The sequence below is a fragment of the Pedobacter polysacchareus genome (assembly GCF_019802255.1).
Taxonomy (GTDB): domain Bacteria; phylum Bacteroidota; class Bacteroidia; order Sphingobacteriales; family Sphingobacteriaceae; genus Pedobacter; species Pedobacter polysacchareus.
In genome coordinates, this window is the sequence record NZ_JAHYSS010000003.1 from 151,842 (window position 1) to 175,920 (window position 24,079).

Annotated in this window: 18 protein-coding genes; 3 read left to right on the plus strand and 15 right to left on the minus strand. The window is 38.3% G+C overall.

Annotated elements, in window-relative coordinates; translation table 11 throughout:
• The first annotated feature begins 78 nt into the window (after nt 1-78).
• Nucleotides 79-663, plus strand: a complete 585-nt coding sequence (locus tag K7X70_RS08435) for a Crp/Fnr family transcriptional regulator (protein ID WP_222536640.1) — start codon at nt 79-81, stop codon at nt 661-663.
• A gap of 63 nt (nt 664-726) precedes the next feature.
• Nucleotides 727-1,173, plus strand: a complete 447-nt coding sequence (locus tag K7X70_RS08440; RefSeq protein WP_222536641.1) for a carboxymuconolactone decarboxylase family protein — start codon at nt 727-729, stop codon at nt 1,171-1,173.
• A gap of 74 nt (nt 1,174-1,247) precedes the next feature.
• On the opposite strand, the gene K7X70_RS08445 is transcribed toward K7X70_RS08440, so the two are convergent.
• The 14 genes from K7X70_RS08445 to K7X70_RS08510 form a co-directional block, all read right to left on the minus strand.
• Nucleotides 1,248-3,773 carry a zinc-dependent metalloprotease gene (locus tag K7X70_RS08445; RefSeq protein WP_222536642.1) on the minus strand — a complete coding sequence of 842 codons (2,526 nt, stop codon included), beginning with the start codon at nt 3,771-3,773 and terminating at the stop codon, nt 1,248-1,250.
• A 173-nt stretch (nt 3,774-3,946) separates the two neighbouring features.
• Complete coding sequence (locus tag K7X70_RS08450; protein ID WP_222536643.1) at nt 3,947-5,629, minus strand: protein-disulfide reductase DsbD family protein; 1,683 nt, start codon at nt 5,627-5,629, stop codon at nt 3,947-3,949.
• A gap of 7 nt (nt 5,630-5,636) precedes the next feature.
• Nucleotides 5,637-6,083, minus strand: coding sequence for a protein-disulfide reductase DsbD N-terminal domain-containing protein (locus tag K7X70_RS08455; protein WP_222536644.1), 447 nt, complete (start codon nt 6,081-6,083; stop codon nt 5,637-5,639).
• Between the two features lie 75 nt (nt 6,084-6,158).
• Nucleotides 6,159-7,208: a PLP-dependent cysteine synthase family protein gene (locus tag K7X70_RS08460; protein WP_222536645.1), complete on the minus strand. Its 1,050-nt coding sequence runs from the start codon at nt 7,206-7,208 to the stop codon at nt 6,159-6,161.
• A 7-nt stretch (nt 7,209-7,215) separates the two neighbouring features.
• A complete protein-coding gene (locus K7X70_RS08465) occupies nt 7,216-8,415 on the minus strand; it encodes a FecR family protein (RefSeq protein ID WP_222536646.1) in 1,200 nt (399 codons plus the stop codon).
• A gap of 56 nt (nt 8,416-8,471) precedes the next feature.
• Entirely contained in the window at nt 8,472-9,071 is a 600-nt protein-coding gene (locus K7X70_RS08470; RefSeq protein WP_222536647.1) for an RNA polymerase sigma factor, read from the minus strand.
• Nucleotides 9,072-9,172: 101 nt separating this feature from the next.
• Nucleotides 9,173-10,582, minus strand: coding sequence for a TolC family protein (locus K7X70_RS08475; RefSeq protein ID WP_222536648.1), 1,410 nt, complete (start codon nt 10,580-10,582; stop codon nt 9,173-9,175).
• A gap of 65 nt (nt 10,583-10,647) precedes the next feature.
• Nucleotides 10,648-13,839 carry an efflux RND transporter permease subunit gene (locus K7X70_RS08480; protein ID WP_222536649.1) on the minus strand — a complete coding sequence of 1,064 codons (3,192 nt, stop codon included), beginning with the start codon at nt 13,837-13,839 and terminating at the stop codon, nt 10,648-10,650.
• Between the two features lie 8 nt (nt 13,840-13,847).
• Nucleotides 13,848-14,984 (minus strand): efflux RND transporter periplasmic adaptor subunit, encoded by a 1,137-nt coding sequence (locus tag K7X70_RS08485; RefSeq protein WP_222536650.1) that lies wholly within the window; start codon nt 14,982-14,984, stop codon nt 13,848-13,850.
• A gap of 507 nt (nt 14,985-15,491) precedes the next feature.
• A complete protein-coding gene (locus tag K7X70_RS08490) occupies nt 15,492-16,091 on the minus strand; it encodes a TetR/AcrR family transcriptional regulator (RefSeq protein WP_222536651.1) in 600 nt (199 codons plus the stop codon).
• A gap of 169 nt (nt 16,092-16,260) precedes the next feature.
• Nucleotides 16,261-17,700: a hypothetical protein gene (locus K7X70_RS08495; RefSeq protein ID WP_222536652.1), complete on the minus strand. Its 1,440-nt coding sequence runs from the start codon at nt 17,698-17,700 to the stop codon at nt 16,261-16,263.
• Between the two features lie 10 nt (nt 17,701-17,710).
• Entirely contained in the window at nt 17,711-19,723 is a 2,013-nt protein-coding gene (locus K7X70_RS08500) for a hypothetical protein (RefSeq protein WP_222536653.1), read from the minus strand.
• A gap of 45 nt (nt 19,724-19,768) precedes the next feature.
• Entirely contained in the window at nt 19,769-20,461 is a 693-nt protein-coding gene (locus K7X70_RS08505; protein ID WP_255607011.1) for a hypothetical protein, read from the minus strand.
• A 103-nt stretch (nt 20,462-20,564) separates the two neighbouring features.
• Nucleotides 20,565-21,644: a glycoside hydrolase family 18 protein gene (locus K7X70_RS08510; protein WP_255607012.1), complete on the minus strand. Its 1,080-nt coding sequence runs from the start codon at nt 21,642-21,644 to the stop codon at nt 20,565-20,567.
• Between the two features lie 227 nt (nt 21,645-21,871).
• On the opposite strand from K7X70_RS08510, the gene K7X70_RS08515 reads away from it, so the two are divergent.
• Complete coding sequence (locus K7X70_RS08515; RefSeq protein ID WP_222536654.1) at nt 21,872-22,918, plus strand: LacI family DNA-binding transcriptional regulator; 1,047 nt, start codon at nt 21,872-21,874, stop codon at nt 22,916-22,918.
• Here the strand turns inward: K7X70_RS08515 and uxuA are convergent.
• Nucleotides 22,902-24,077, minus strand: coding sequence for a mannonate dehydratase (gene uxuA, locus K7X70_RS08520; protein ID WP_222536655.1), 1,176 nt, complete (start codon nt 24,075-24,077; stop codon nt 22,902-22,904). The genes K7X70_RS08515 and uxuA overlap by 17 nt on opposite strands.
• Between the last annotated feature and the right edge of the window lie 2 nt (nt 24,078-24,079).

The following is a 24,079-nucleotide window of genomic DNA, read 5'->3' on the forward strand; positions in this document are numbered from 1 at the left end:
CAGGTGAAGTAAAATCACCTGAAGTTTTGCTTTAGTATCCTACCTGGATGCTTATCTTTGCATACTTATAAAAGGTTTATGCATACTGAGCTTCTTCACCACATCCAACAATACATTCCCTTAAATGAAACGGAAAAGCAAGCCATAGCTCAGCATGTTAAGGTACTACAGCTAAAGAAGAAGGCTTTGATTTTAAAACCTGGAGAAATCTGCAAAGGCAATTATTTTGTAGCCAAAGGTTGTTTAAGAATGTATTTTTTTGACGATAAAGGTGTAGAACAAACCACTCAGTTTGCAATTGAAAATTGGTGGATCAGTGATTATACCAGTTTTACGCTTCAAAAAGCCTCGGATTTTTACCTGCAGACCGTAGAAGAAAGCACGATTCTAATACTTGAAAGCAGCGTTGAAGAAGCACTTTTTAAAGAGGTACCAAAGTTAGAGCGATATTTCAGGCTAATTTTTAAACGCGCTTTTGCCGCAAGTCAATACCTTGCCAGATACAACCATAACTTATCCAGAGAAGCGCATTATCTCCATTTTAGCAAATCTTTTCCAGATTTCGTGCAACGCATCCCACAATATATGCTAGCCTCCTTCCTTGGCTTTACGCCCGAGTTTTTAAGCAAGATCCGGGCAAAGAAAGATCGACACATTTCTTAAACCAGATTAAGTTTTTTAGGCTTTCTATTTTGCAATTTTGATTCAGAAAATAAATATACATACATGAAAGACCGTATCAATATTCAAGAAATCAATCCTAAAGCTTATCAGGCAATGTTTGCATTAGAAGGTTTTTTAGCAACTACTTCCATTAGCAAAAGCCATAAAGAGCTGATCAAAATTCGTACTTCACAGATCAATGGCTGTGCTTTTTGTTTAGATATGCACATCAAAGATGCGCTAAAGAATGGAGAAAGCCCACAAAGAATTTATACTTTAAGTGCCTGGAGAGAAACTTCATTCTTTACTGAAGAAGAGATGGCCATACTCACTTTAACAGAAGAAGTTACTTTAATCAGCTCAGGTGTTTCTGAGGAAACATATGAGCGTGTGGCAGGCTTATTCACAGCAATACAATTGTCAGAGATCATCATGGCTATTGTCACCATCAATGCCTGGAACAGGATCGCGATTAGCACACATTTAAAACCTGCATTCGAAAACAGGTAAAATAAAACAGGCCATCCAGGATACTGCTTTAGCAATATCCCGGATGGCCTGTTAAAAATAGGCATCCCCAATAATTAAGACTTTGGATTCAATACATTATTTACACGCACCAAAAGGTCTTGTAAATGGTATTTACTCAATCCTGTAGCCGTAGGAATGGCAATACGGATGTCTTTAGCTAAAGCCGCCATGTTAGCACGTGCAATACTGGATACATCTGAACTGGTAGGATCCATTGTTCTCATGCCTGGAAAACCTCCTCCTGAAGTAGTCACTGAAGGAGCCACCATCAGTTTACTTAAGTTATCTACATAAGCTTTCTGAAGGTTCCTTCTATAAACATCAATTGGCTTATGGCTGTATAACTCAGACCAGATACCGCTTTTAAGGTCGGCAAAAAGATGGTCCGCGGTATAGGCTTTGGCACCACTCATTACCTCCGCGTTGATCAATTTGCCAATAGTAGCTGCACTCAACAACCTGCTCAATGTGCTTTTCTGAACACCCTGAAAAACATCAACAGCATTATATCCTGTGCGTTCTATTAATTCTTTATTGATTAACCATGTAGGACTGTTAAATAACTGGGTATTTAAGAAAGTCATTGCTTCTTTCTGAGTAGCATAAGGCACTGCAACATATACCGCTCCAGCTTCTTCTACTGTTTTTGGTGTAGTATAAATACCACCTACATTTTTAGTAACATGCCCCATATAACGGCCATACTGTCCAATTAATTCTCCATAAAGTGTTCTTGCATTCTGGTAGCCTTCATTTGGCTCCTTGCTCCAACTCAACAGATTCGGAAGAATCCGCTTCAAGTTTTTAATGCCATAAGCAGAAGCTAACATCGCATTGTCACCCAAATCCTCATTCTGATTACGTGGATCATTAGGATCAGATTCCGTACCGAAAACTAAACGCTTGTTTTTAAGTCTGCTGATGATCTCTTTATTGGAAGCAGAAAGTTCTTCTGCTGGACCTTTAAACTCAGGCTTCCATTTATAACCCCATTCAATTGCCCAAAGGTCATAATCACCAATTCTTGGAAAAATCCCTTTGGAACTGATGTTGTCTTCCGGTTGAGCTACATAGTTGAAACGTGCATAATCCATAATAGATGGCGTATGACCGTTTTTCTCTACCCACTGCTTATTTCTAAGGTTTTCCACAGGTACAGTTGCAGAAGAACCAAAATTATGACGTAAGCCAAGCGTGTGTCCAATCTCATGAGAAGATACAAAACGGATCAGCTCACCCATCAGTTTATCATCAAACTTCATCTTACGAGCCTCAGGATCTACAGCTCCGGCTTGAATCAGATACCAGTTTCTCAGTATCAACATAACATTATGGTACCAATTGACATGCGTTTCCAGAATTTCGCCAGTGCGTGGATCATGAACGTGTGGTCCGCTAGCATTAGGAATATCCGAAGGTTTGTAAACAATTACGTTGTGTCTCGCATCTTCAATGCTCCAAGACGGATCTGTAGGAGCTTCTTTAGCGACAATCGCATTTTTAAACCCTGCTTTTTCAAAAGCAGCCTGCCAATCGTTCACACCTTGCATCAGATAAGGCACCCATTTTTTTGGTGTGGCCGGATCAATATAGTAAACGATTTGCTTTTTAGGCTCTACCAATTCTCCTCTTTTATATTTTTCAATATCTTCCGTTTTTGGCTCTAATCTCCATCTTGTAATCAAAGAAAGGTTTTTTACCCCTTGAGGATTGGCATCAAAATCTACATATCCAGTTGCAAAATAACCTACGCGAGGGTCAAAATACCTGGCTTTCATTTGGCTTTCCGGCAGCAATACCATCGAACTGTTTAATTCATAAGTTGCTGGCGTAGCACTTGGAGGTCCGGACATTCCTGGAAAGGATGTACCAGTTTTCATATAGGTTTTCAAAGTACGGATCTCAATATTCATCGGATACGCTTTGATTTCTTTGATGTAACTTCTATCAGGCATTAAACCGGTTAAGTTCAAGGCTTTTTTCACGTTTGGATCAAAGAAGAAAATCTCATTGTCACCATTCATGTATTCGGTTACATCAATCACTACTCCCTTAGCACCAGACACAGAATCCTTTGCTAGGGCTTTAATATCAAAAGAAGCCACTAATGGCTGTAAATTTGAGTTCATGACAGACTTATATAAGCCTTGTGCAGTTGTGTCCTGAGAACGTTCAGTATAAGAAATACTCTTTAGAAACAATTTGTTTGCAGGGCCTTTCTGAAATGAAATCACGTTGTCACCAATCTGATCACCACCATAACCCATCATCTGAGAACGATTTCCAGCAGCAGCTTTACTGATTCTATTGACCACTAAAATATCCCTATCCATTAAAGAATCTGGAATTTCGAAGAAATAACGATCTTCTATGGTATGTACTTTAAACAAACCTTTGTCTGTTTTTGCTTTTGCAGTAATCACCTCTGTATAAGGCTTAGGTCCATTTGTAACTGGTCGGTTTACTGGATTTGGATTCCCTGGAGGGACTATAGATCCTTTTTTAGGATTTTTCTGTTGAGAAAAACCCTGAACTCCGGCACCTAACAGCACCAGTGTAATCAAACTTAATTGTTTCATTCTTAGTAATTGGTTTATATTTTTCTAAAGTATCTTTTTTACAAGATGATCTGCCATAGGAAACGGAGATTAACAGTTTTTTTACCAGCCGAAATGAATGTTGCTTAACTAAAATGATGACCTGCATCCACAGGCCATCATTTAGACTATTAACTATTAACCTAATATTTCAATTATTTATTGAAAATACTTAAGCCACTATTGAGGAATTTAAGGTATTCCTCTGCATTATAATTTGCACCTGTAGGCTGCACCAGCAACTTTTCGTCGTGTCCTAAAAGCACATAATATGGCTGTGAATTGGAATTGAATTTTGCGGCCTGAAAGTCACTCCATTTATTTCCTATTGTATTTACCGCCTTACCGCTAAATGCTGAAGTAAATTTTTCATCTTGTGCCAATTCAGTTTTATCATCTACATAAAGCTGAATGATCACGAAGTCATTATTTAAGACACTGTAAACATTTTTATCTGGCCATACATTGGCTTCCATCTTACGGCAATTCACACAGGCATGTCCTGTAAAATCAATCATGACCGGCTTATTCACCTTTTTAGCATAAGCCATTCCTTCATCATAATCAAAGAAAACATTTAGGTTTAATGGTGCATGAAATATATCTGCATACTTATGTGGCCCATCGTCATGTTTTACTAATGCTGTAGTATTACCACCAGTTAATGTTGGTGTATACAAATCAAAATCCTGGCTTGCTTGCGGAGGCAAGAATGCAGAAATCGATTTTAATGGTGCACCCCATAAACCAGGAATCATGTATACAGTAAAGGAAAGCACAATTACAGCGATCATTAACCGCGGAACTGAAATGAAATTAACCGGGCTATCATGAGAAAATTTAAGTTTCCCTAAAAGGTATAAGCCCATTAATCCGAAGATGACGATCCAGAGGACCAGGAATACTTCCCGATCAAACCAGTTCCAGTGATAAGCCAGATCTACGTTGCTAAGGAATTTCATGGCTAGAGCCAATTCCAGAAAGCCAAGCACTACTTTAACACTGTTTAACCAACCACCCGATTTAGGTAAAGCGCTCAACCAGGACGGAAACAAAGCAAATAAGGCAAAAGGAATTGCCAAGGCGAAAGAGAAGCCAAACATCCCAATCGCCGGTCCTAGTAAAGCACCACTTGTAGCCGCCTGAACCAGTAAAGTTCCGATAATCGGCCCTGTACATGAAAAAGAAACCAGTGCTAATGTCCCGGCCATAAAGAACAAGCCAGCCAAGCCACCTTTATCAGAATTCGCATCCATTTTATTTACCCATGAAGATGGCAGGGTAATTTCAAATGCGCCTAAAAAGGAGACCGCGAAAATCAATAGTAAGATAAAAAACAAGAAATTGAAGATACCGTTGGTTGATAAACTGTTCAGGGCATCGGCACCAAATATGACCGTTACCAACAAGCCCAGTACCACATAAATAACGATGATAGACAGGCCATAAAATAGTGCACGGCTTACCGCTTTACCTTTAGTTTGACTCCCTTTCGTAAAAAAACTAACTGTTAAAGGCAGCATAGGAAAAATACAAGGCATCAGCAAGGCCGCTAATCCACCAATAAAACCAGCGATAAATATCCCAGTCAGCCCTTGTTCTTCTTTTTCAGGAGCAACCAGTTTCGCTGTTGCTCCTGCATTATTGTCCTTACTTACCGCAACAATCGTTGCCGTAACACTATCTTTTATCGCAGTATCGGCTTTAATTTCTGTAAATTCCAAGCCCTCCATTGTACTGTCAGTTTCCTGTGAAAATGCTACAGTTACCGAACAAAAAAGCAATAAGAGTCCCATGACAAGCATTTTAATGCTTGTCTGATCAAATTTAATCATCATATTTAGCTTATTTTACTGGAATCGAAAACTGAACAGTTTCTGGAGGAAGACATTGTGAATCATCACAAACCATATATTCTAAAGTTCCTTTAACCGTTGCATTTGCTCCTGTTAACTTGATTTTTTGTTGAAAAATCGCTGAATTCTCAAAATAGCCAACATTCATATCAAAGGCTTTCTCAAATTTAACGATCGGTTTTGGTTCAGTGGTTTTTCCGTTTAGCTTATAAGTACTTGCCGGTGTAAAGGTAAAAGAGGTTTTTACCGGGCCACCATCAGGTATATTTTGAGAATAGAGGTGCCAACCTTCATCAATTGTTGCCTTTATATATAAAATAGCTTCTGTCTTAGAAGTTTTTTTTGCGGCATAACTCCATTTTACTGGCTTTAGAATCTGACTGCTCGCGGTCATACTGAAAAGTAAGGCAGCTGCAAATAAAAATAGATTTTTCATATTATTGTTTTTATGTGTGGTACGAACTTATATATTTATAGACATACAGTGGTTATTTTTTTAACTTAAAGTTATTTAAAGGCGACATATTGGGTGGTATCCAGTAAATTCAACAGCTGTAGATATAAAAGATGATTGAATTGGTTCTTCCTTAACCAGATCTGTACTCAGGTATTTTTTGTTACTATCACAAAGTAAAGTCACTACCACAGCACTATCACCCATCTTCTCTTTCAGTTTAATTGCACCAATCACATTGGCTCCTGAAGAAATTCCAACTGCAAGCCCAAGTTCTTTAGCCAACTTTTGCGCCATAATAATAGAATCTCCATCATTTGCTTGAATCACCTCATCTAACTCGTTTAAACGAACTATTTCTGGAATAAATTCATCAGAAATACCTTGAATCCTATGGCTTCCAACCTTATATCCGGTAGTTAAAGTTGGACTTTCGGCTGGCTCCAATGGATGAATTTTAATCGCAGGTTGTTTTCCTTTCAGACACTTACCAACGCCCATAACAGTACCACCTGTTCCTACTCCAGCAACAAAGGCATCCGGTATTAATCCGCTCGATTTTAATTGTTCCCAGATTTCCATTCCAGTTGTTTTCTCATGTGCTTCTTCGTTGTAACGGTTCTCAAACTGTCTTGGTAGAAATACATCACCCTTTTTAGCTAGTTCTTCGCACATCTTAATGCTTCCTAGAAACCCACCTTCTTCTTTACTTACTAAAACAACCTCTGCCCCCATACTCTTAATGATATCAATGCGTTCTTTACTCAACCAGTTCGGCATTATAATTTTTACCGGATGACCTAAAGCACGGCCTATGGCTGCAAATGCAATTCCTGTATTGCCACTAGTGGCCTCGATAATCGTATCGCCTGGTTTAATTGCACAAGAATTATACGCTTCATACATAATATTAAGTGCCATTCTATCCTTGATACTTCCAGTCAGGTTATAATGTTCACATTTCACATAGATTTTACCCGGTTTACCTTTGTATTGATAATGCAGCTCTAGCATTGGCGTATTACCTACTAAATGCCATAAATGCTTAAACTTACTAGCGAGGTCGATAGATAAACAGCGGTCGGTTGTTAATTCTGTTGTTGTCATTAATTGTTTATTTTGTCTGGTTTTGGATTGAGATCACATACGGCATTACAATGATCTTATTACCTTCCACTTTAAATTGAACGGACTTTGTAAGTTCCATAATGCGTAGTACCTGTGATAAATTCTTCATCCGGGAAACCTGTCCGCCGAAACGGATATTGCTTACATTCCCCCTATATTCTACATCAATATTATACCATCTCGAAAACTGACGCATAATACTGTATATACTTTCATCATTAAACCAGAACAACCCTTGCTTCCAGTCTATGGCGGAATTTGCATCCACCGGATATACTTTAATATCATTTAAGACTGAAGATTGTTCCCCAGGTTTAAGTACTGTTGATTGATTAGAAGGCAGTTTCACCTTTACGCTACCTTCAATTAGGGTCGTTTTAACCACTTCTTCGTCATCATAAGCGTTGATATTAAAGTGTGTACCTAAAACTTCCACCTCCTGCTGTACTGTTTCTACTCGAAAAGGCCTTTTTTTATCTTTGGCCACTTCAAAATATGCTTCACCAGTTAAAGTAACCAACCTATCTTTTCCAGTAAAGGAAGAAGGATACTTCAAAGAAGAAGCAGCATTCAACCAGACGATGGTTCCATCCGGCAGAGCAATCTGATATTGTCCGCCTTTAGGAGTAGAAATGGTGTTATAGGACGGCTTTACGTGAGATAAACCTTTCCGCACACTATATAATATTCTGCCATCTGCAGTTTTTGTAATCTTCACACCTGACTCTTTAGCAATCTCGCCATTGGCCATATCATCTAGTGCAATTTTGGAACCATCAGACAAGGTGAGCATCGCTTTATTGCCACCAGGAAGAATATTTTCTCCCTTTTCGGCAACACTGCTGATGGCATCGCCTTGCGGTGATCCAGGCATGGAACTCAGGTAATAACCGCCAATTCCCACTGCCAGTACTACTGCTGCTGCTACTGCCCAGCGCATTGGCCGGAAAGAGACAATCTTAATTTCCTCAGTTTGTAATTTAACCTGTTCAAACACCATATCCAGCGTTTCTTTTCCGGTAGTAACTGGAAAATCCGGAGCGGACAAGTCTTCCGTAAATAGATTCTCCAGTTGTTCACGATAGGCTGGATCATGCAACAAAGCCTGTAGCTGCTGCTGCTCTTCTGGACTTAAAGTGCCCAAACGATAACCTGTTAAAAGTGATTTAAATGTTTCTGGTGTCATTACAATAATATAGACAGTGAAAATGAAATGTTGTGGGGGGGTACTCTTTATTTTTTTTAATTATATCTTGAAAACAACCACAGAAGCAGCAAATGGGTATAATGATTTTCAAGAAATTTACGGAGATTTTTGAGAGCATTGCTCATGTGTTCTCTCACCATATCGTAAGAGATATTGAGTTGAGCAGCAATTTGTTTATGACTCAAGCCCTCTTCCCTGCTCAATCTATAAATTTGCTGCTGACGGGGAGAAAAGTGATCAATACCAATTTTAATGACTTTTTCCAGTTCACGAAAATCAACGTCATGACTAATGCTGACCCGCGGATGGTCTAGCGCATCCGGATGAAGGGCTTCAAGAGAATCCATGGGGATCTGACGCTGAAGGTCATTGATCAATTGATTTCTTGTAATAATGGTTAGCCATGCAGGAAAGCTGTTCAGGCTAGTCAGTTGCTTTCGGTTTTTCCAAACCTTCACAAAAACTTCCTGGACAGCATCCTGGGCCAAAAATGGGGATTTAAGATATTTCATGCCCATGGTATACACCTTTCCTGCATACTTTTCATATAGCAGTTTAAACGCGGATTCGTTGCCCCCTGCAACTTCTTCCAGCAATTCTTGTTCGGTAAACCCTGCGGGTCTGTTAGAAAACATAGCCTTTATAAAAGATCAGAATAAGGGCCAATGTTAAATAATTAAAACATTAATTTTATCATGAGAGGCTATAAAAATTACATACTCATCAATTTCATTGCTTAAAACCCAGCCCCCAGTGCACGGTAAAGTGCCACTGTAGCATGTAGTTCGGCAGTTTTTATGCTGGCCAGTGCCAACTCACTTTGTAAAGCATTACTTTGAGCAGTAATGACCTCCAGGTAAGTTGCCATTCCATTATTAAATAGCAAACCTGCATTTTTAACTGCATCTTTTAACGTGTTTACCCTACGTTGGGCAATCGCATGCTGTTGTTTAAGCTTTTCGATATTTGAAAGTTCATCAGAAACTTCTCCTACAGCATTTAATACCGATTGTCGGAATTGTAATACGGCTTTTTCCCTTTCTATCTTTGCCACTTCAAATTGAGTCTTCAACTGCTTACGCTGAAATAGCGGCTGAGTTATTCCACCAGCAACCATTCCGAACAATGAAGCGGGCACATTGAACCAATTACTAGCCTTAAAAGCATTTAATCCGGCTGTTGCCGTAATGTTCAAGCTAGGGTACATGCTTGCTTTGGCTATGCCGACCTGTGCATTCGCCAAATCCAACGCAAGCTCTGCAGATCGTACATCCGGCCTTTGTGCCAATAAAGCGGAAGGTATTCCGGCCGACAATTGTGCTGGAAAAGCAACTTCATCCAAACTTCCCTGGCGAATAACTGCCGCAGGAAGCTGTCCAGCTAAAATACTCAACGCATTTTCCTGAATACTAATATCCTGCTGCAAAGCAGGAATCAATTGCGCAGCGACTAATTGCTGTGCTTCTGCTTGCTGAATGGCCAAAGAACTTACTTGTCCGGCATCAAACTGCATTTTTATCATCGTTAGCGTGCTGTCATTTAAGGCTAAATTCCTTTTGGCGACAGACATCTGTGTATCCAGCATCAATAACCTATAGTATCCTTGGGCCACACTGGCAATCAGACGCATTTGAACTGCCTTCCTTGCTTCGGCACTTTGTAAATAAGTAGCTAATGCTGCTTTTTTCTGACTTCCAATCTTTCCCCAGATATCTGCTTCCCAGCTGAGTCCCAGATTTGCATTGTAATCTTCGATATGTCTGGTGTTCAAAAACTGACCGGCACTAAGACCGTTTAAACTATTGTCTGAAGGTCTGCTACTATTTGCAGTGATGTTTAAATTTAATTGAGGTAAATTCCCCAATTTTGATTGTCTAAACAACAATTGAGCAGCATCTATATTTTTCATCGCAATTTGCAAATCGTAATTTCTCAACAAAGCGGTATCAAGAAGCCTACCTAAGGTAGCATCCGTAAAAAACTGTTTTACAGATAGTTTAGCAATACTATTTTCATTATCTATATCGACATTCCTAAAAGATTCAGGAATACTTGCCGTAGGTACAACGATGTCTTTTGAAACTTTACAGCCTCCCAGAAATACCAGAAGTATCAGTGCTGTTAGTTTATATATTGGTGTTTTCATTTTGATTTGTCTTTTACAGCTTAACGCTTCAATTGAAGCGTTAAGCTGGTGATGGTAAGAATAGCTTAAGAATAAATGATGGTTGCATCTGGCTTAATACTTACACCATTCTTTATTTCTTCTGCCAATGGAGGTTTTCCACTTACTTTTTCCTGTAAGTACTGGAAGATGACAAACAATACCGGAATGATGAATAGGCCTAATACTACCCCAGAGACCATTCCTCCGGCAGCGCCGATACTGATCGAATGGTTACCCATTGCAGATGGACCGGTAGCACTCATCATCGGAATCAATCCTACGATAAAGGCCAGTGAAGTCATAATGATTGGACGCAAACGTAACTTAGCTGCCTCTAAAGCCGAGGAAACCAAGGTTTTTCCAGCTTTTCTACGTTGAACAGCGTATTCTACAATCAGAATCGCGTTCTTCGCCAGTAAACCAATCAACATGACCAGGGCTACCTGAACGTAAATGTTGTTTTCAATTCCAGTAAGACCGATGGCTACGAATACTCCGAATACACCTGCTGGTATAGAAAGCACTACTGCTAAAGGTAAGATGTAACTCTCATATTGTGCGGCTAACAAAAAGTAAACAAAGATCAGACAGAGCATAAAGATGATTGTCGACTGTCCACCCGATGAAATTTCTTCTTTTGTTAATCCCGAGAACTCGAATGAATAGCCTGAAGGAAGGTGTTTTTTCGCCACTTCTTCTACTGCTTTAATCGCATCACCAGAACTATAACCTGTTTTGGCAATGGCATTTACACCAATTGAATTAAACAAATTATATCGAGATGCAGTTTCCGCGCCATATACTCTGGATAAGGTGGCCACTGTATTAATCGGTACCATCTCCCCTTGCTTATTTTTAACATATACTGCGTCCATTGCTGAAGCATCCGCACGATCTGCAATATCTGCCTGCACCATTACCCGATAATATTTACCAAAGCGATTAAAATCGGAGGCTTGCGCACTACCAAAATAAGCCTGCATCGTTTGCAGGATGTCTTTTACATTAATACCCAATTGTTCTGCTTTCTCCTCATCAATTTTCAATTCTAACTGTGGATAATCCGCTTTAAAGGTGGTAAAGGCTACTGCAATCTCCTTACGTTTCATCAACTCTCCGATAAAATTATAGCCGATTCCGCTGAATTTATCCAGTTTACCACCAGTTTTATCCTGTAATACCAAGTCCAATCCGTCTACATTGCTGAAACCAGGAACCGTTGGAAAAGTAAAGACAAAGAAGCTGGCGCCTTTCACGCTGGCTAGTTTCGTCCTGATATCATTCATGATATCATTGATGTTTTTCAACTTCCCACGTTCTTCTGTTGGTTTTAGCAATACAAAGGCTACGCCTGCAGAAGGGCTGGTACTTTGCGTCATAATGTTGAAACCAGAAAGCACATTTAGCAACCGGTTAGATTCTAATGGCATTAATATTTTTTCTGCAGATTTAAGTGCTTCTGTAGTACGTTCTAGAGAAGCACCAGCCGGCATTGATAAAGCTATCGCAATAAATCCCTGATCTTCCGAAGGTATAAATCCTGTTGGCGTTTTCTTTACCATCCACACGGTAGAAAGCGTGATCAACAAAAGCCCAACTAAACCAATCCACTTAAAGCGAATCAGGAATCTAAGGCTACCAATATATTTACTAGTCAAGCTATTAAACCCCGTATTGAAGCCCAAAAAGAAACGCTCTGAAAATGTTCTCTTAGGTACTTCCATCTTGTTTGAATGATTATCTTTTAAAAATAAAGCACACAAAGCTGGACTTAAAGTCAGGGCATTTACTGCTGAAATGACAATGGCAATGGCAAGAGTAAAAGCAAACTGTCTATAAAAGACCCCTGTAGAGCCTTCCATGAAACCTACCGGTAAAAATACGGCCGACATTACCAAAGTAATTGAAATGATGGCACCTGTAATTTCTTGCATCGCTGAGGCAGTTGCTTCTTTTGGGGGCAAATGCTGTTGCTCCATCTTCGCATGCACTGCCTCCACTACTACAATAGCATCATCCACAACAATACCAATGGCTAGGACTAATGCAAATAGAGTCAGCAAATTGATCGAGAAACCAAACAACTGCATAAAGAAAAATGTTCCTATAATCGCGACCGGAACCGCAATAGCAGGGATCAATGTCGAACGGAAATCCTGAAGGAAGATAAATACTACGATAAATACCAATATAAAAGCTTCAATCAAAGTATGTTTTACCTGATCAATGGACTGGTCTAAAGATACTTTGGTACTATACAATACATCATATTTTACTCCTTTTGGAAAATCCTTTTCCGCTTTTTTCATGAAATCCTGAATCTTGATCTGAATTTCATTGGCATTAGAACCTGCCAATTGTAAAATACCAACATCAATTCCCGGTTTACCATTGATACGTGTTAAACTTCCATAAGTATAAGCGCCGAATTCAACCCTTGCTACGTCTTTCAGCCTCAAAATCGAACCGTCCGCATTTGAACGGATCACCATGTTCTCATAATCTTTTGGCTGATTCAACTTACCTTTATACTTAATAACGTATTCAAAAGCATTTTTGCTGCTTTCTCCAAATTTTCCTGGAGCAGCTTCTACGTTTTTATTTTGGATGGCAGCCATCACTTCATTAGGCATCAGGTTGTAACTCGCCATTTGCGAAGGATTCAGCCAGATACGCATCGAATAATCTTTGTTTCCACCGAAAATACTGGCAGAACCTACACCAGGGATCCTTTTGATCTCTGGAATCAGGTTGATCTGCGCGTAATTGGCCAGGAAAGTCTGATCGTATTCGGTTTCATTATCCGTATACATATCGAGCACCATAATCAAACTATTCTGCTGTTTTGCAGTTGAAACGCCTGCCTGAACTACCTCTGCAGGCAGTTGACTAGTGGCCTGTGCTACCCTGTTCTGTACATTTACAGCGGCCTGATCAGGATCTGTTCCCAGCTTAAAGTAAACTGTGATTACTAATGAGCCATCGTTACTCGCGGTAGAACTCATGTAACTCATGCCTTCCACCCCGTTAATAGACTCTTCCAGTGATGGTGCTACAGCCCTCAACACCGTTTCCGCATTTGCCCCAGGGTATAGCGCAGTTACCTGAACTGCAGGTGGTGCGATATCAGGAAACTGTTGCAATGGTAATTTTGAAAGTCCAAGTAGCCCGAAAATCACTAATAGAATAGAGATTACTGTGGCCAGGACCGGTCTTTGTATGAATATCTTAAACATGACTGTTATTAGTTAGCGGCAATTTTTGGAGTTTTTTCAGTGGATGCTTCCGGAACAATGGCATCTCCATCTTTCAGGATTTCAAATCCTTTAGAAACAATGCGATCGCCCGATTTTAATCCATCTTTAATGAGGTAGTTTGTGCCACTGGTTCCGATTACTTTAATCGGCTGTTTGGCTACTTTATTATGCTGATCTACTGTATATACAAATACTTTATCCTGTACTTCTACTGTAGCAGATTGTGGAACCAACATCGCATCATTATGCTCCAGGCTCAGCCTTACTTTTCCGGTATTCCCAGACCTCAATAATCCGGCGGAATTTGGAAAGCTTGCTCTAAGTGTAATGGAACCCGTGTTTTTATCAAACTGCCCGTCAATCATATCAATTTTACCTTGCTGTGCATATACGCTGTTATCCGATAAAATCAAAGATACCGGAGCTAAGTTTTTAAGGTTTCCAGCAGCAGCAGCGGATGGATACTTCGCTTTAAAGTTGATAAAATCAGCCTCCCCTAAAGAAAAGTAAACACGTATTTCATGCACATCAGACAAATTGGTCAAGGGCAAAGGATCCGCTGGCGAAACTAAGCTACCCTGTTTTTTTGGTAAACGTCCAATGTAACCACTCACAGGGGCTTTAATCAGCGTGTATCCCATGTTAATCTGCGCTGTTCCCACACTGGCTTTTGCTTGTGCCACATTTGCCAGCGCAATTTGATGAGCCGTCTTAGCTGTTTTCAATTGAAAATCAGAGACTACTTTATTTTGTACCAAAGGAATTAGCTTGTCAACTTCCAACTGTGCATTTAGCACTGCTGCTTCTGCAGCACGCTGATTTGCTTTGGCATTATTTAACTGTTCTAAAAAAGGAAGCGCATTGATTTTAAATAAAGGTTGTCCGGCATGAACCAACGCTCCTTCATTTACATAAATCTGTTCTAATGCACCTCCAACTTGAGGACGGATTTCAAGGTCTACTGCACCTTGTAATGATGCAGGGTATTCGGAGTAAGTCGTTTCCGCAGATTGACTAATAGAGATCACTGGTAATGATGGTGCCGGAGCTGCAATTTCTGTGGCAGGTTCAGCACTACATCCGAATAAAAATACCGCTGTTGAGAGTAAAAGTATAGATTTCATAATGTTGTTAAAAAGTTTTTTAATTGGCAACCAATTGCTGATTGCTGAGTTGTTAATGGACGGAGGGTTATATTTCATGATGGATTTAATTTAGATTCTGAATAACAGACGTAAGTAATTTAACAGCGTTAAGTAGTTTCGGATATTTGGTAAATGCTTCATATCTATTTGATTAAAGGGTTGTTAATGAGTATAAATTATTTAACGCTGTTAAATGAAAAAATAAAGGCTTCAATTACTCCATTTCTCGCCTTTTGGGGGCAAATAACAGGTATAAGTGATTTAACAGTGTTAAGTAACTTTAGATAAAAAAACGGATTAAATTAAAACCCGAATTGTTCAATGTTGATTTTGTTTTATGTGCTTTTTATTGTGCTAATGTGGTATTGACTATGCTTTTATAATAAACATTAATTTTTCCTTGTCACCAATCATCTTTTATATCGTGTTGAAAAGAAGGAATTTCAGTGTTTTCGTAATTTAATGACTAAGTTTTAAACCGAGATTTTAATCGTTAACATATTTTATAATTCCTTTGAGGGCGTCTCTAAGGATGTGTTGATTTGTGGTATTATCCGTTCCCTTACGAACGAAATTGATAGAAATCAAACCATGTACTACAGACCAAAAGGTGAAATACTTCCTACAAACCAAATCATCATCTATAGGATCAGCAATCATGAGTTCCTTTATTGTATCACAAATAATATTTGTAGTCGCTTCTGCTTCAGGAAACGCTTTCATTATCTCACAGCAACTCATGTCTACACCATACATCAACTGGTACAGCTCTTTATATTTAAAGGCAAAATTCCAATAAGCCATCCACATCCCCTCTAATTGGTCTTGTGGCAATTCATGCTGATTCTTTGCTGCTTTCAATTCCTGTAAAAGAATCACATATCCTTTTCTGGTTAATTCCAGTAAGATCCCTTCTTTATTAGCAAAATACTCATAGATAATGGGTGCGGTATATTCAATTTTATCAGCAATCTTTCTCATGCTGAGCGACTGCCAACCATCTTCTTTAACGATTTCGAGTGCAGCATCCAATATATTGAGTCTTGTGTCCTCTTTTAATCGTTGTATGCGTTCTTTACTGCCCATGTTTAGAAAATATAATAGTGTAAATAATTTAACACTGTTAAGCAAATGTAAATAGTTGTCTTGATAATCTCATCATTAATTTGTCAAATACTAAAAAACCGGCTTTAACCTCAATTAAGAACCGATTTTTTTCTGTCTGCATGCCGCAGATCAAATTATATGAAAATGACTAGCGTAACATTTGGAAAAAAGCATTGACATCTTGTTCTTGAAATTTCAACTTTCCACTTAATTTAGCCGCTCCACTGTCTAACTTAGCTGCCTCAATTCGCAGATGAGTAAAAGGCTTAAGCCAGTTATTTAGTAATGGGAATAATTGTTGTTTTTTAATGCCATTTAAATCCAATGATGCGGAAAAGAAATTTGAATTTGGCAATGATACGAATTTTATAGCGTCATTTTTTTGTGTACTCAACTGCCATACGTTATTATTGTGGCTACTAAAAACTTGATATAAAGGAAATAGCTCTTTATTTAATCTGTTTTCATTGTCCTCACCCTCCCCGCTTATTTTATGCGGATTACTGATGACCTGATTCGTACTTAGATAATTCAGCAAATCTCCAGCCTTAGCTGCAATACTTAACTTTAAATAGGGTACTGTTACTTTTCGCAATTGAACCTTGGCTATTTTTTCAAAATCGTCATTATATTCATAAGCAATGACTGAATCAGTTTGCGTAATGCCTGGCCCCATTTCAAAAGCTGCGAAACCTAGGTATGATTTCAACAAACTATCTGATGACAGCTGGATTCCATTTAAGGAAATTAAGTTCAACATTTCCAACGCCTTAAGCTTTGCTTCAGGCTTAGAAACAGCCGGTTTAGACAGTTGTAACTTTTTAAACCCTCCATTTAACCAGATCTTTATTAAAGCATTATTGGCAAATTTAACAGATACTCTAGGATGATCAGGAATGTCAAAATATTCCGTTGGAAAGCTTCCTTCCATTTCAGCTTCTCCATCTTTGAAATTAACCTGACCACTATATCCTACAGCTGTCCAACTCAAATGCCCTTTTGCTTTTTTCAAAGCAAGCATTAGCGGAGCTGCAGGGTTCATTCTGTTTTTATGATCAATAAGATTGTTTAACTCTTCTACGACTAACTCTTTTTTGAAAGAATAAGCAATGGCCAGTACTTTTGCATCATAAACAACGGTTAGCTTATGATCTCGGGAAGTACCAATAGTCCTCCCTGTCGCATTTGAACCATTCATTATATCTTTTGAAGCGATAAAAGTAAAATCTTTAACCTTCAAAACCTGTTTTAAATAAGCGTATAATCCAATCGTATCAGATAAGGCTATGCTTGAAAATAGCGTAGTTGGGGCCATTGTTTCCAGCGAATAAACAAATATATTAGCCGGTAAAGAAAAGTCAGGTCTACCGTTTCCTTTTTCATTATCTTTCAAATAGTAACCTGGATTTCCAGCGAAATCTGCAGCCATAGTTTGCAATAAACCATCCACATTTAATTTATAAACCACACTGGCATTTTTGGCCACTTGCTGTTGATAAGATCGGGATTCCCGAAATTGCAAATACCCGTAAACAGAAAGCAGCAGCAATAGAATTATTGCTGCTGCTATTTTTAATGTTAACTTCATTCTTATATGGTTATTTTTGAAGATCCTCAGTAATAGAGAATAGGTATTTCAAAGCATTTTTATGACCAGTAGGAAGATCCATACTCACTTCAGCAGAAAACGTATTCCCCTTCATAGGAAAAGATCTGATATAAATATCACCCATTGCGTTGAGTGTTTTATTGGTTTTCTCCACTTTTGCCAATTTACCCAGTTCTTCTGCTGGTATTTTACCTGCCAGCTTTTTAGGACTGAAATATGCCGCGTAATTATTGCCCAATAATGCTTTTTTATGTTTATTGTTCAATTTTGCCTGGAAAGTATTATTTACAATCTGCTGCATTTCCTTTCCGTTCGTACTCAAAAATATCACGCCATCTTTAATAGTAAAATACAATGCCATCGGACTTTTAGGAATAGAGATCTCGTAATAGCTGTTGTTATTTTTTATCAGTTCTTTTTTTACGCCATAAGCAATCAGTTTGTCTATCAAACGCGTATCTTCTGTAGAAATCATCATCAGGAAGTCTGGCAAAGTTTCTTTCTTTGTCTTCATCACCTCTGTGGTCTCAAAATTGTCTTCATTATAATCATACGATTTATAAGAAACTTCTTTTTGCGACAAGCCATTAAAAATGAAGATTCCATCTCCTTTAATCACTTTCGCTATTGCTTCTTCATCCAATAACAAAGAAAACAAGTCGGTAGCCATCCCAATTTCATCTGAATATACAGAACCGTAAATTTTAGAAATCAATTTAGGATACTCTTGCAAATATGCTTTCGTATCCATCGCATACGCCATGTACCCGATCATTTGATCTTCATTTACATATTTCAGAAATTTCTTGTTCAACTTTCTTTGATGCACTTTTCTCAAAACGTTGCCCATATCATCGTTAAATGTCATTGCTGAACTCATCTTAATCGACTGATCTTCCAGGAATAATTTAGCATTGGCTGTACCATATCCAGCCATAAAATTAACTCCTTTAAAATAATCTAAAGGCAGATAAGCATTACTCAGCTTTTCTACTCCAGAAATCCAGATGGTCGCCTCTGCATTATGGTCTACGCTTTTAGTGAAATCTGCATTGCTTAAAATTGATGCCTGATTCTTACCTGCAAAAAAATCATCACTCATTTTTGCTGTCCATCTAGCCAGTACTCCTTTTTTCAATTTAACATCATAAAAAAAAGGATTATCCCCTGGTTCATCGTTTTCAGTATAAGCAGAATCAATAGCAACCATATCGATTGCTGTGTCCATTTCCGCTGTCTCTTCTTGTACTGCTATAACCTTTTTTGCTGCGGGCTTCTTCTTATAATTTTTTGCCCCTGTTTTTTTACCTTTAAGGTTTGACTTTTTTGGTCGATTCTTAGCAGGAATGGATTTTTTTTTCTTAACTGGTTCCGGAATTACGATTTCTTCCGGTTCCTCTACTGCTTCTGTTGCAGTTGCGGCCTCCATAACCACCGTGGAATCAGTAACAGTATCTGGATACAAGCTAATTTGATCAATTTTTGATAAACCAAATCGCTCTCTAACTTCAGGACGGTTAAAATAAGCTGTTTTTTCACTTGGAATTACAGACAATAACATCTCGCCATTCCAATGAACCATCTCAGTAGAATCTATATTAAAGTAAGATCTTACCTGGTCTTTAAGTGTAAAATTCTTTCCACGTTTTGAAAAGAACAGATCAATTTTGGCTGCATCTTTAACTGGGAGCAAAAAACAATTATAACTTACACTGTCGTTGCTTTGGTTGTAATAATAGAAATCAGAAGATAGGTTAATGCCGAAATCTTCTATTCCTTGAAAATCAGCGTGCTGGTCTTTAGTTAATTCTTCCAGCAGCTTTTTCCCAAAAAACCTTTGGTTAAATTCAGTTACAGACATCAACTCTGTTAAATTTCCACCCTTAATAGTCGCAACAGCCAATGCATCTGCCGGAATTTTACGAGAAAGATCCTGGGCATTTACTGCAAGCGTGCTCAATAAAAAAGATCCGGCAATTGCGGATTTAAAATAGTATTTCATGTTTTTTGTATAGGTGTTTTAAATAGATAGTAGATTTAAGAGTATTTACTTTGTGAGTGTAATTTGATTAGAAATATTAGTTTTTCCATTAATCAAACCCATTATCCCTGCGTTTAGCATCACCGCTTTCTTTGTTTTTGAGATTTTAGATAAGGGATTCATTGTTAGCGCAACTGGTTTTTCAAATCGGTAAATACTGGTATAGCTGGCTTCTTTGAAGACGTTTTTAACCTCTGGTTTCAGTTTATTATACTCTACCAAAGCTTCCTTTGTAGGCAGGTACCTGCGTTGAAAAACCCCGGTTTCCGGACTAAAGCTATAAGAAGAATTGTTAATAGCCTTGATTTTTAGCTTCTTCAGTACGTTTTGGTTAACATTATTGATGTTCGAGATGTTTTTGAAAGCAAAGCTTACCGTAGCAATATAATTCGCAAAATCGATGGTTTTCTTAACATTAGTAATCCCTGGAGAGTTTTTTAGATAAGCTACAGCTTCCTCCATCTCTTTCTGAATCTGCTGCTTACTGGGAACCTTATAGCCATTCACACTGTCCAACAGCATTATAGAGGCCACCTTAGTTTTGCTCGCGCTTAAATTAAGGGTTAAATTAACGGTACCTGAACCATCACTGGCTACATTAATCTCTTCTATGATTTGAAAACAGGAGGAAAAAACACATAAAACTAGTATTAATAAAAAGTACTTTGCATTTCTCCTTAACATATTCTCTGTAACCATAATTAATTATATAATTTCCCAAAGATATAATTTACTATTAATAATTTGAGAAATTACAGGTCCTGTTGATCAGCAAATGAAATAAAAATCTTTTGATGTCGCTTTATTTTAAAGACTTTATCACTTCATTTAACAGGTATTCCTTTGGATCTGAGGCATATTCCCAAAACATAACACCTCCCATATTTTGGTCTATTACATATTTGCATTTTTCCCTGACCGACCATTCATCATCATAGGTAATTAAGGTTTGAGTAGCTGCATTGTACAGGTAGGATGCCCTTGCAGCCAAATCTTTAAATTCCTTAAATCCCTTTCTGTTTATTAAGCTATCTTTTATCTGTGTATAACCACTTCCAAATTCACCTTTAATGTAATTAGCTCCTAGCCCTGTTAACGTTCCCGCTTCTACTTTGCTATTTCTACCATAAAATGCGATACCCATTACTAATTTCGAAATAGGCACACCTGCTTTTACATAAGCTCTAATTGCATAATCTGCAGAGTTTGCCGATAGATAAAGCTTAGAAGAATATAAATTGGTATGGTGCCCTGCTATTTTACCAGAATAATAATCATAAGTCATCAAATTTATATAGTCGAGATATTGTGCTGCCTTATCCATTTCTGTATGCAGCAAGAAGTCTGAAAAACCACCAACAGCAGTAGTTAGTAATTTCTTTTGAGCAGTTTCCTTTTCCAAAACATCCAATTCTTTTCGGAGTGCTTCAAACATTAAGGTGAAGTTGCGTCCATCTTCTGGGCGATAGATATTGCCAACCTCTCCTGGTTGTCCTGGATATTCCCAATCAATATCAACCCCATCCAGCTTATATTTTCTTATAATATTTACTGCACTTGTCGCGAAAGCAGCTCTCGAAGTATCTGTTAGCATGGCATCAGAAAAATTTTTACTCCATGCCCAACCTCCAATTGAAATCAGAATCTGAAGTGCAGGATTTTTCTTTTTTAACAGCAAGAGTTTCCTGAAATTTACTGTATCTGTTTTTTCATTGGTCAGGAAGGCACGATTTCTCTGCACATCCACAAAAGCATAATTGATGTGGGTTAGTTTTTCCGGAGAGATTCGATCTGTATTTACCAATCCTCTGAAGCCACCTACATAACCAATGACCACCTTCTTCTGAGGCTGGAGATTACTTTTCAGAACTTCAGTTTTCAAATTATCATTTTTCATGGATCCCAAAAACAGAACAACTGTAATTAAACTGAGCGTTATTTTCATTGGATTGGAATTAGATATTTCTTTCTTAAAGATATCAAAGATCAGCTGAAAACAAAAAAACATCACAAATCCTTTGATCAAGCATCATTCTGAGGTCGATTAATAAAAAAAGATTCCCTTATCTCCTCTAATAATTGCATTTTAGTCCCTAAATATAAACTGGTATGAACAACAGTATTACATTGAAGGATATTGCAAAGGCTCTCAACCTGTCTACTTCTACAATTTCCAAAGCATTAAATGATAGCTATGAAATTGGCGAAGAGACAAAAAAAAAGGTGATTGCGTATGCAACAGCGCATCATTATGTGCCAAATCGTATGGCTAAAGGTTTAAAACAAGGTAGAAGCCGTTCGATTGGCGTGGTAGTATGTTCATTGGACAATAACTTTGTGGCGCAGATGTTAGATGGTATCGATAAAATCAGTACTGAAAAATCCTACCAGATCATCATTATGCAAAGTAAGGAATCGCAAAAACAAGAGATTGCCTGCATCGACCTGCTGTATTCAGGAGGCATAGACGGCTTGCTCATCTCCCCTGCTTGTGAAACTACCGACTTCAGCTATCTTAAAAACTTACAGGAATCTGGTCTGCCAATGGTTTTATTTGACCGGCTTACAGATCAAATTAATACTCATAAAGTAGGTGCAGACAACTTTAAAGGTGCTTATGATGCCACTATGCACCTGATTAATAATGGCTTTAGGCGAATTGCTCACCTGAACACTAACACCAAACTCAGTATCTCTACAGATCGATTAAACGGCTATAAACAAGCGCTTTCAGATCAAAATATCACCTTCAACCCTACTTATCTCCGCTCCTGTGATTATACGGACACCCACAAATTAAATGATGATCTGGAAGCAGCAATTCGGTATTATATGACTTTACCAGAACCCCCAGATGCTATTTTTACGGCTACAGATCAGATTACCACGCGGTGTCTTTCTTTATTAAATAAGCTTGGTTATAAAATTCCACAGGATTTGGCCTTGATTGGTTTCACAAATACAGAACTGGCTGATGCAATGAACCCTGCCTTGAGTACCATACATCAACCAGCTTTTGAAATCGGACAGCTTGCTGCCGAAAAGTTAATCTCATTAATTGAAAGAAAACACCGGGAAGTAGATTTTGAAACCATAAAAATGGATACACAAATCATGTTCAGAGCTTCTACTCAAAAAACTAGTAATTCCCACTAATTCCTAATTCCAATCCTCGTAGTTCTGCCAGGCCACGTAAACGGCCAATTGCGGAATAACCCGGATTTGTATGTTTGGCAAGGTCGTCCAACATCTGGTGACCATGATCCGGGCGAAAAGGTATTGGAAATGCTCTGGAAATATTTTCTGCAACAATTGCCTTCATAACCTCATACATATTTACATCACCTCCCAGATGGTCTGCTTCATAAAAATTACCTTCCTCATCCTTTGTTACATTTCTAAGGTGTAGAAAATGAACCCTTGATTTTACTGTTTCAAAGATCTCCGGCAGGTTATTATTTAAACCTGCACCCAATGAACCTGTACAAAAACAGATGCCATTAAAATCCAGATTTACACTATTAATAATATATAACAAATCTTCTTTCGTACTCGCTATGCGGGGAAGGCCCAAAATTGGATACGGCGGATCATCAGGATGGATGGTCATTTTGATTCCTTCCGATTCACATACTTCAGCAATTCCATTCAGGAACCAAGTCAGATTCTCTTTCAAACCAGCAGTTCCAATTTCTTTATACTCATCGATACTGTTACGTAAAGCTTCCAGTTCAATTTCCTTCTCATTAGGAATACCCATCAACACATTGATTCTCAATAAATCGAGTTCGGCAGCATTCATCTTCGAATGTCTCAACCTGGCTCTTTCTCTGATCACTTCAGGATAATCAGCAGAAGCAGCCTCCCTTTTCAAAATAAAAAGATCAAACACAGCTAAATCTGTCCAATTGAAATAAAGCGCTTTAGAACCGTCTGTCATGGTTAGGTCCAATTGTGTACGCGTCCAGTCCAATACCGGCATAAAATTGTAACAAACCGTTTTAATCCCACATGAAGCGAGGTTTTTTAAACTTTGATTGTAATTATCCAGGTATACATGTGCATCTTTACGTCTGGTTTTTATCGACTCATGAACGGGTACACTCTCTACAACTGCCCAATGTAATCCAGAAGCTTCAATGATTGATTTTCTTTCTAGAATATCCTCAACTGGCCATACTTCCCCATGGGGAATATGGTGTAATGCGGTAACAATTCCTGTAGCACCTGCTTGTTTTACATCTGATAAACTCACCGGATCTGATGGCCCATACCAGCGCCATGTCTGTAATAATTTATGATTCTTTTTATCCATTT

Coding starts and splice junctions, on each gene's coding strand:
- K7X70_RS08440 (WP_222536641.1), top strand. CDS start 727: ATGAAAGACCGTATCAATATTCAAGAAATCAATCCTAAAGCTTATCAG.
- K7X70_RS08495 (WP_222536652.1), bottom strand. CDS start 17,700: ATGAAGTTAACATTAAAAATAGCAGCAGCAATAATTCTATTGCTGCTG.
- K7X70_RS08475 (WP_222536648.1), bottom strand. CDS start 10,582: ATGAAAACACCAATATATAAACTAACAGCACTGATACTTCTGGTATTT.
- K7X70_RS08450 (WP_222536643.1), bottom strand. CDS start 5,629: ATGATGATTAAATTTGATCAGACAAGCATTAAAATGCTTGTCATGGGA.
- K7X70_RS08455 (WP_222536644.1), bottom strand. CDS start 6,083: ATGAAAAATCTATTTTTATTTGCAGCTGCCTTACTTTTCAGTATGACC.
- K7X70_RS08505 (WP_255607011.1), bottom strand. CDS start 20,461: ATGGTTACAGAGAATATGTTAAGGAGAAATGCAAAGTACTTTTTATTA.
- K7X70_RS08445 (WP_222536642.1), bottom strand. CDS start 3,773: ATGAAACAATTAAGTTTGATTACACTGGTGCTGTTAGGTGCCGGAGTT.
- K7X70_RS08485 (WP_222536650.1), bottom strand. CDS start 14,984: ATGAAATCTATACTTTTACTCTCAACAGCGGTATTTTTATTCGGATGT.
- K7X70_RS08515 (WP_222536654.1), top strand. CDS start 21,872: ATGAACAACAGTATTACATTGAAGGATATTGCAAAGGCTCTCAACCTG.
- K7X70_RS08435 (WP_222536640.1), top strand. CDS start 79: ATGCATACTGAGCTTCTTCACCACATCCAACAATACATTCCCTTAAAT.
- K7X70_RS08465 (WP_222536646.1), bottom strand. CDS start 8,415: ATGACACCAGAAACATTTAAATCACTTTTAACAGGTTATCGTTTGGGC.
- K7X70_RS08500 (WP_222536653.1), bottom strand. CDS start 19,723: ATGAAATACTATTTTAAATCCGCAATTGCCGGATCTTTTTTATTGAGC.
- K7X70_RS08490 (WP_222536651.1), bottom strand. CDS start 16,091: ATGGGCAGTAAAGAACGCATACAACGATTAAAAGAGGACACAAGACTC.
- uxuA (WP_222536655.1), bottom strand. CDS start 24,077: ATGGATAAAAAGAATCATAAATTATTACAGACATGGCGCTGGTATGGG.
- K7X70_RS08480 (WP_222536649.1), bottom strand. CDS start 13,839: ATGTTTAAGATATTCATACAAAGACCGGTCCTGGCCACAGTAATCTCT.
- K7X70_RS08460 (WP_222536645.1), bottom strand. CDS start 7,208: ATGACAACAACAGAATTAACAACCGACCGCTGTTTATCTATCGACCTC.
- K7X70_RS08470 (WP_222536647.1), bottom strand. CDS start 9,071: ATGTTTTCTAACAGACCCGCAGGGTTTACCGAACAAGAATTGCTGGAA.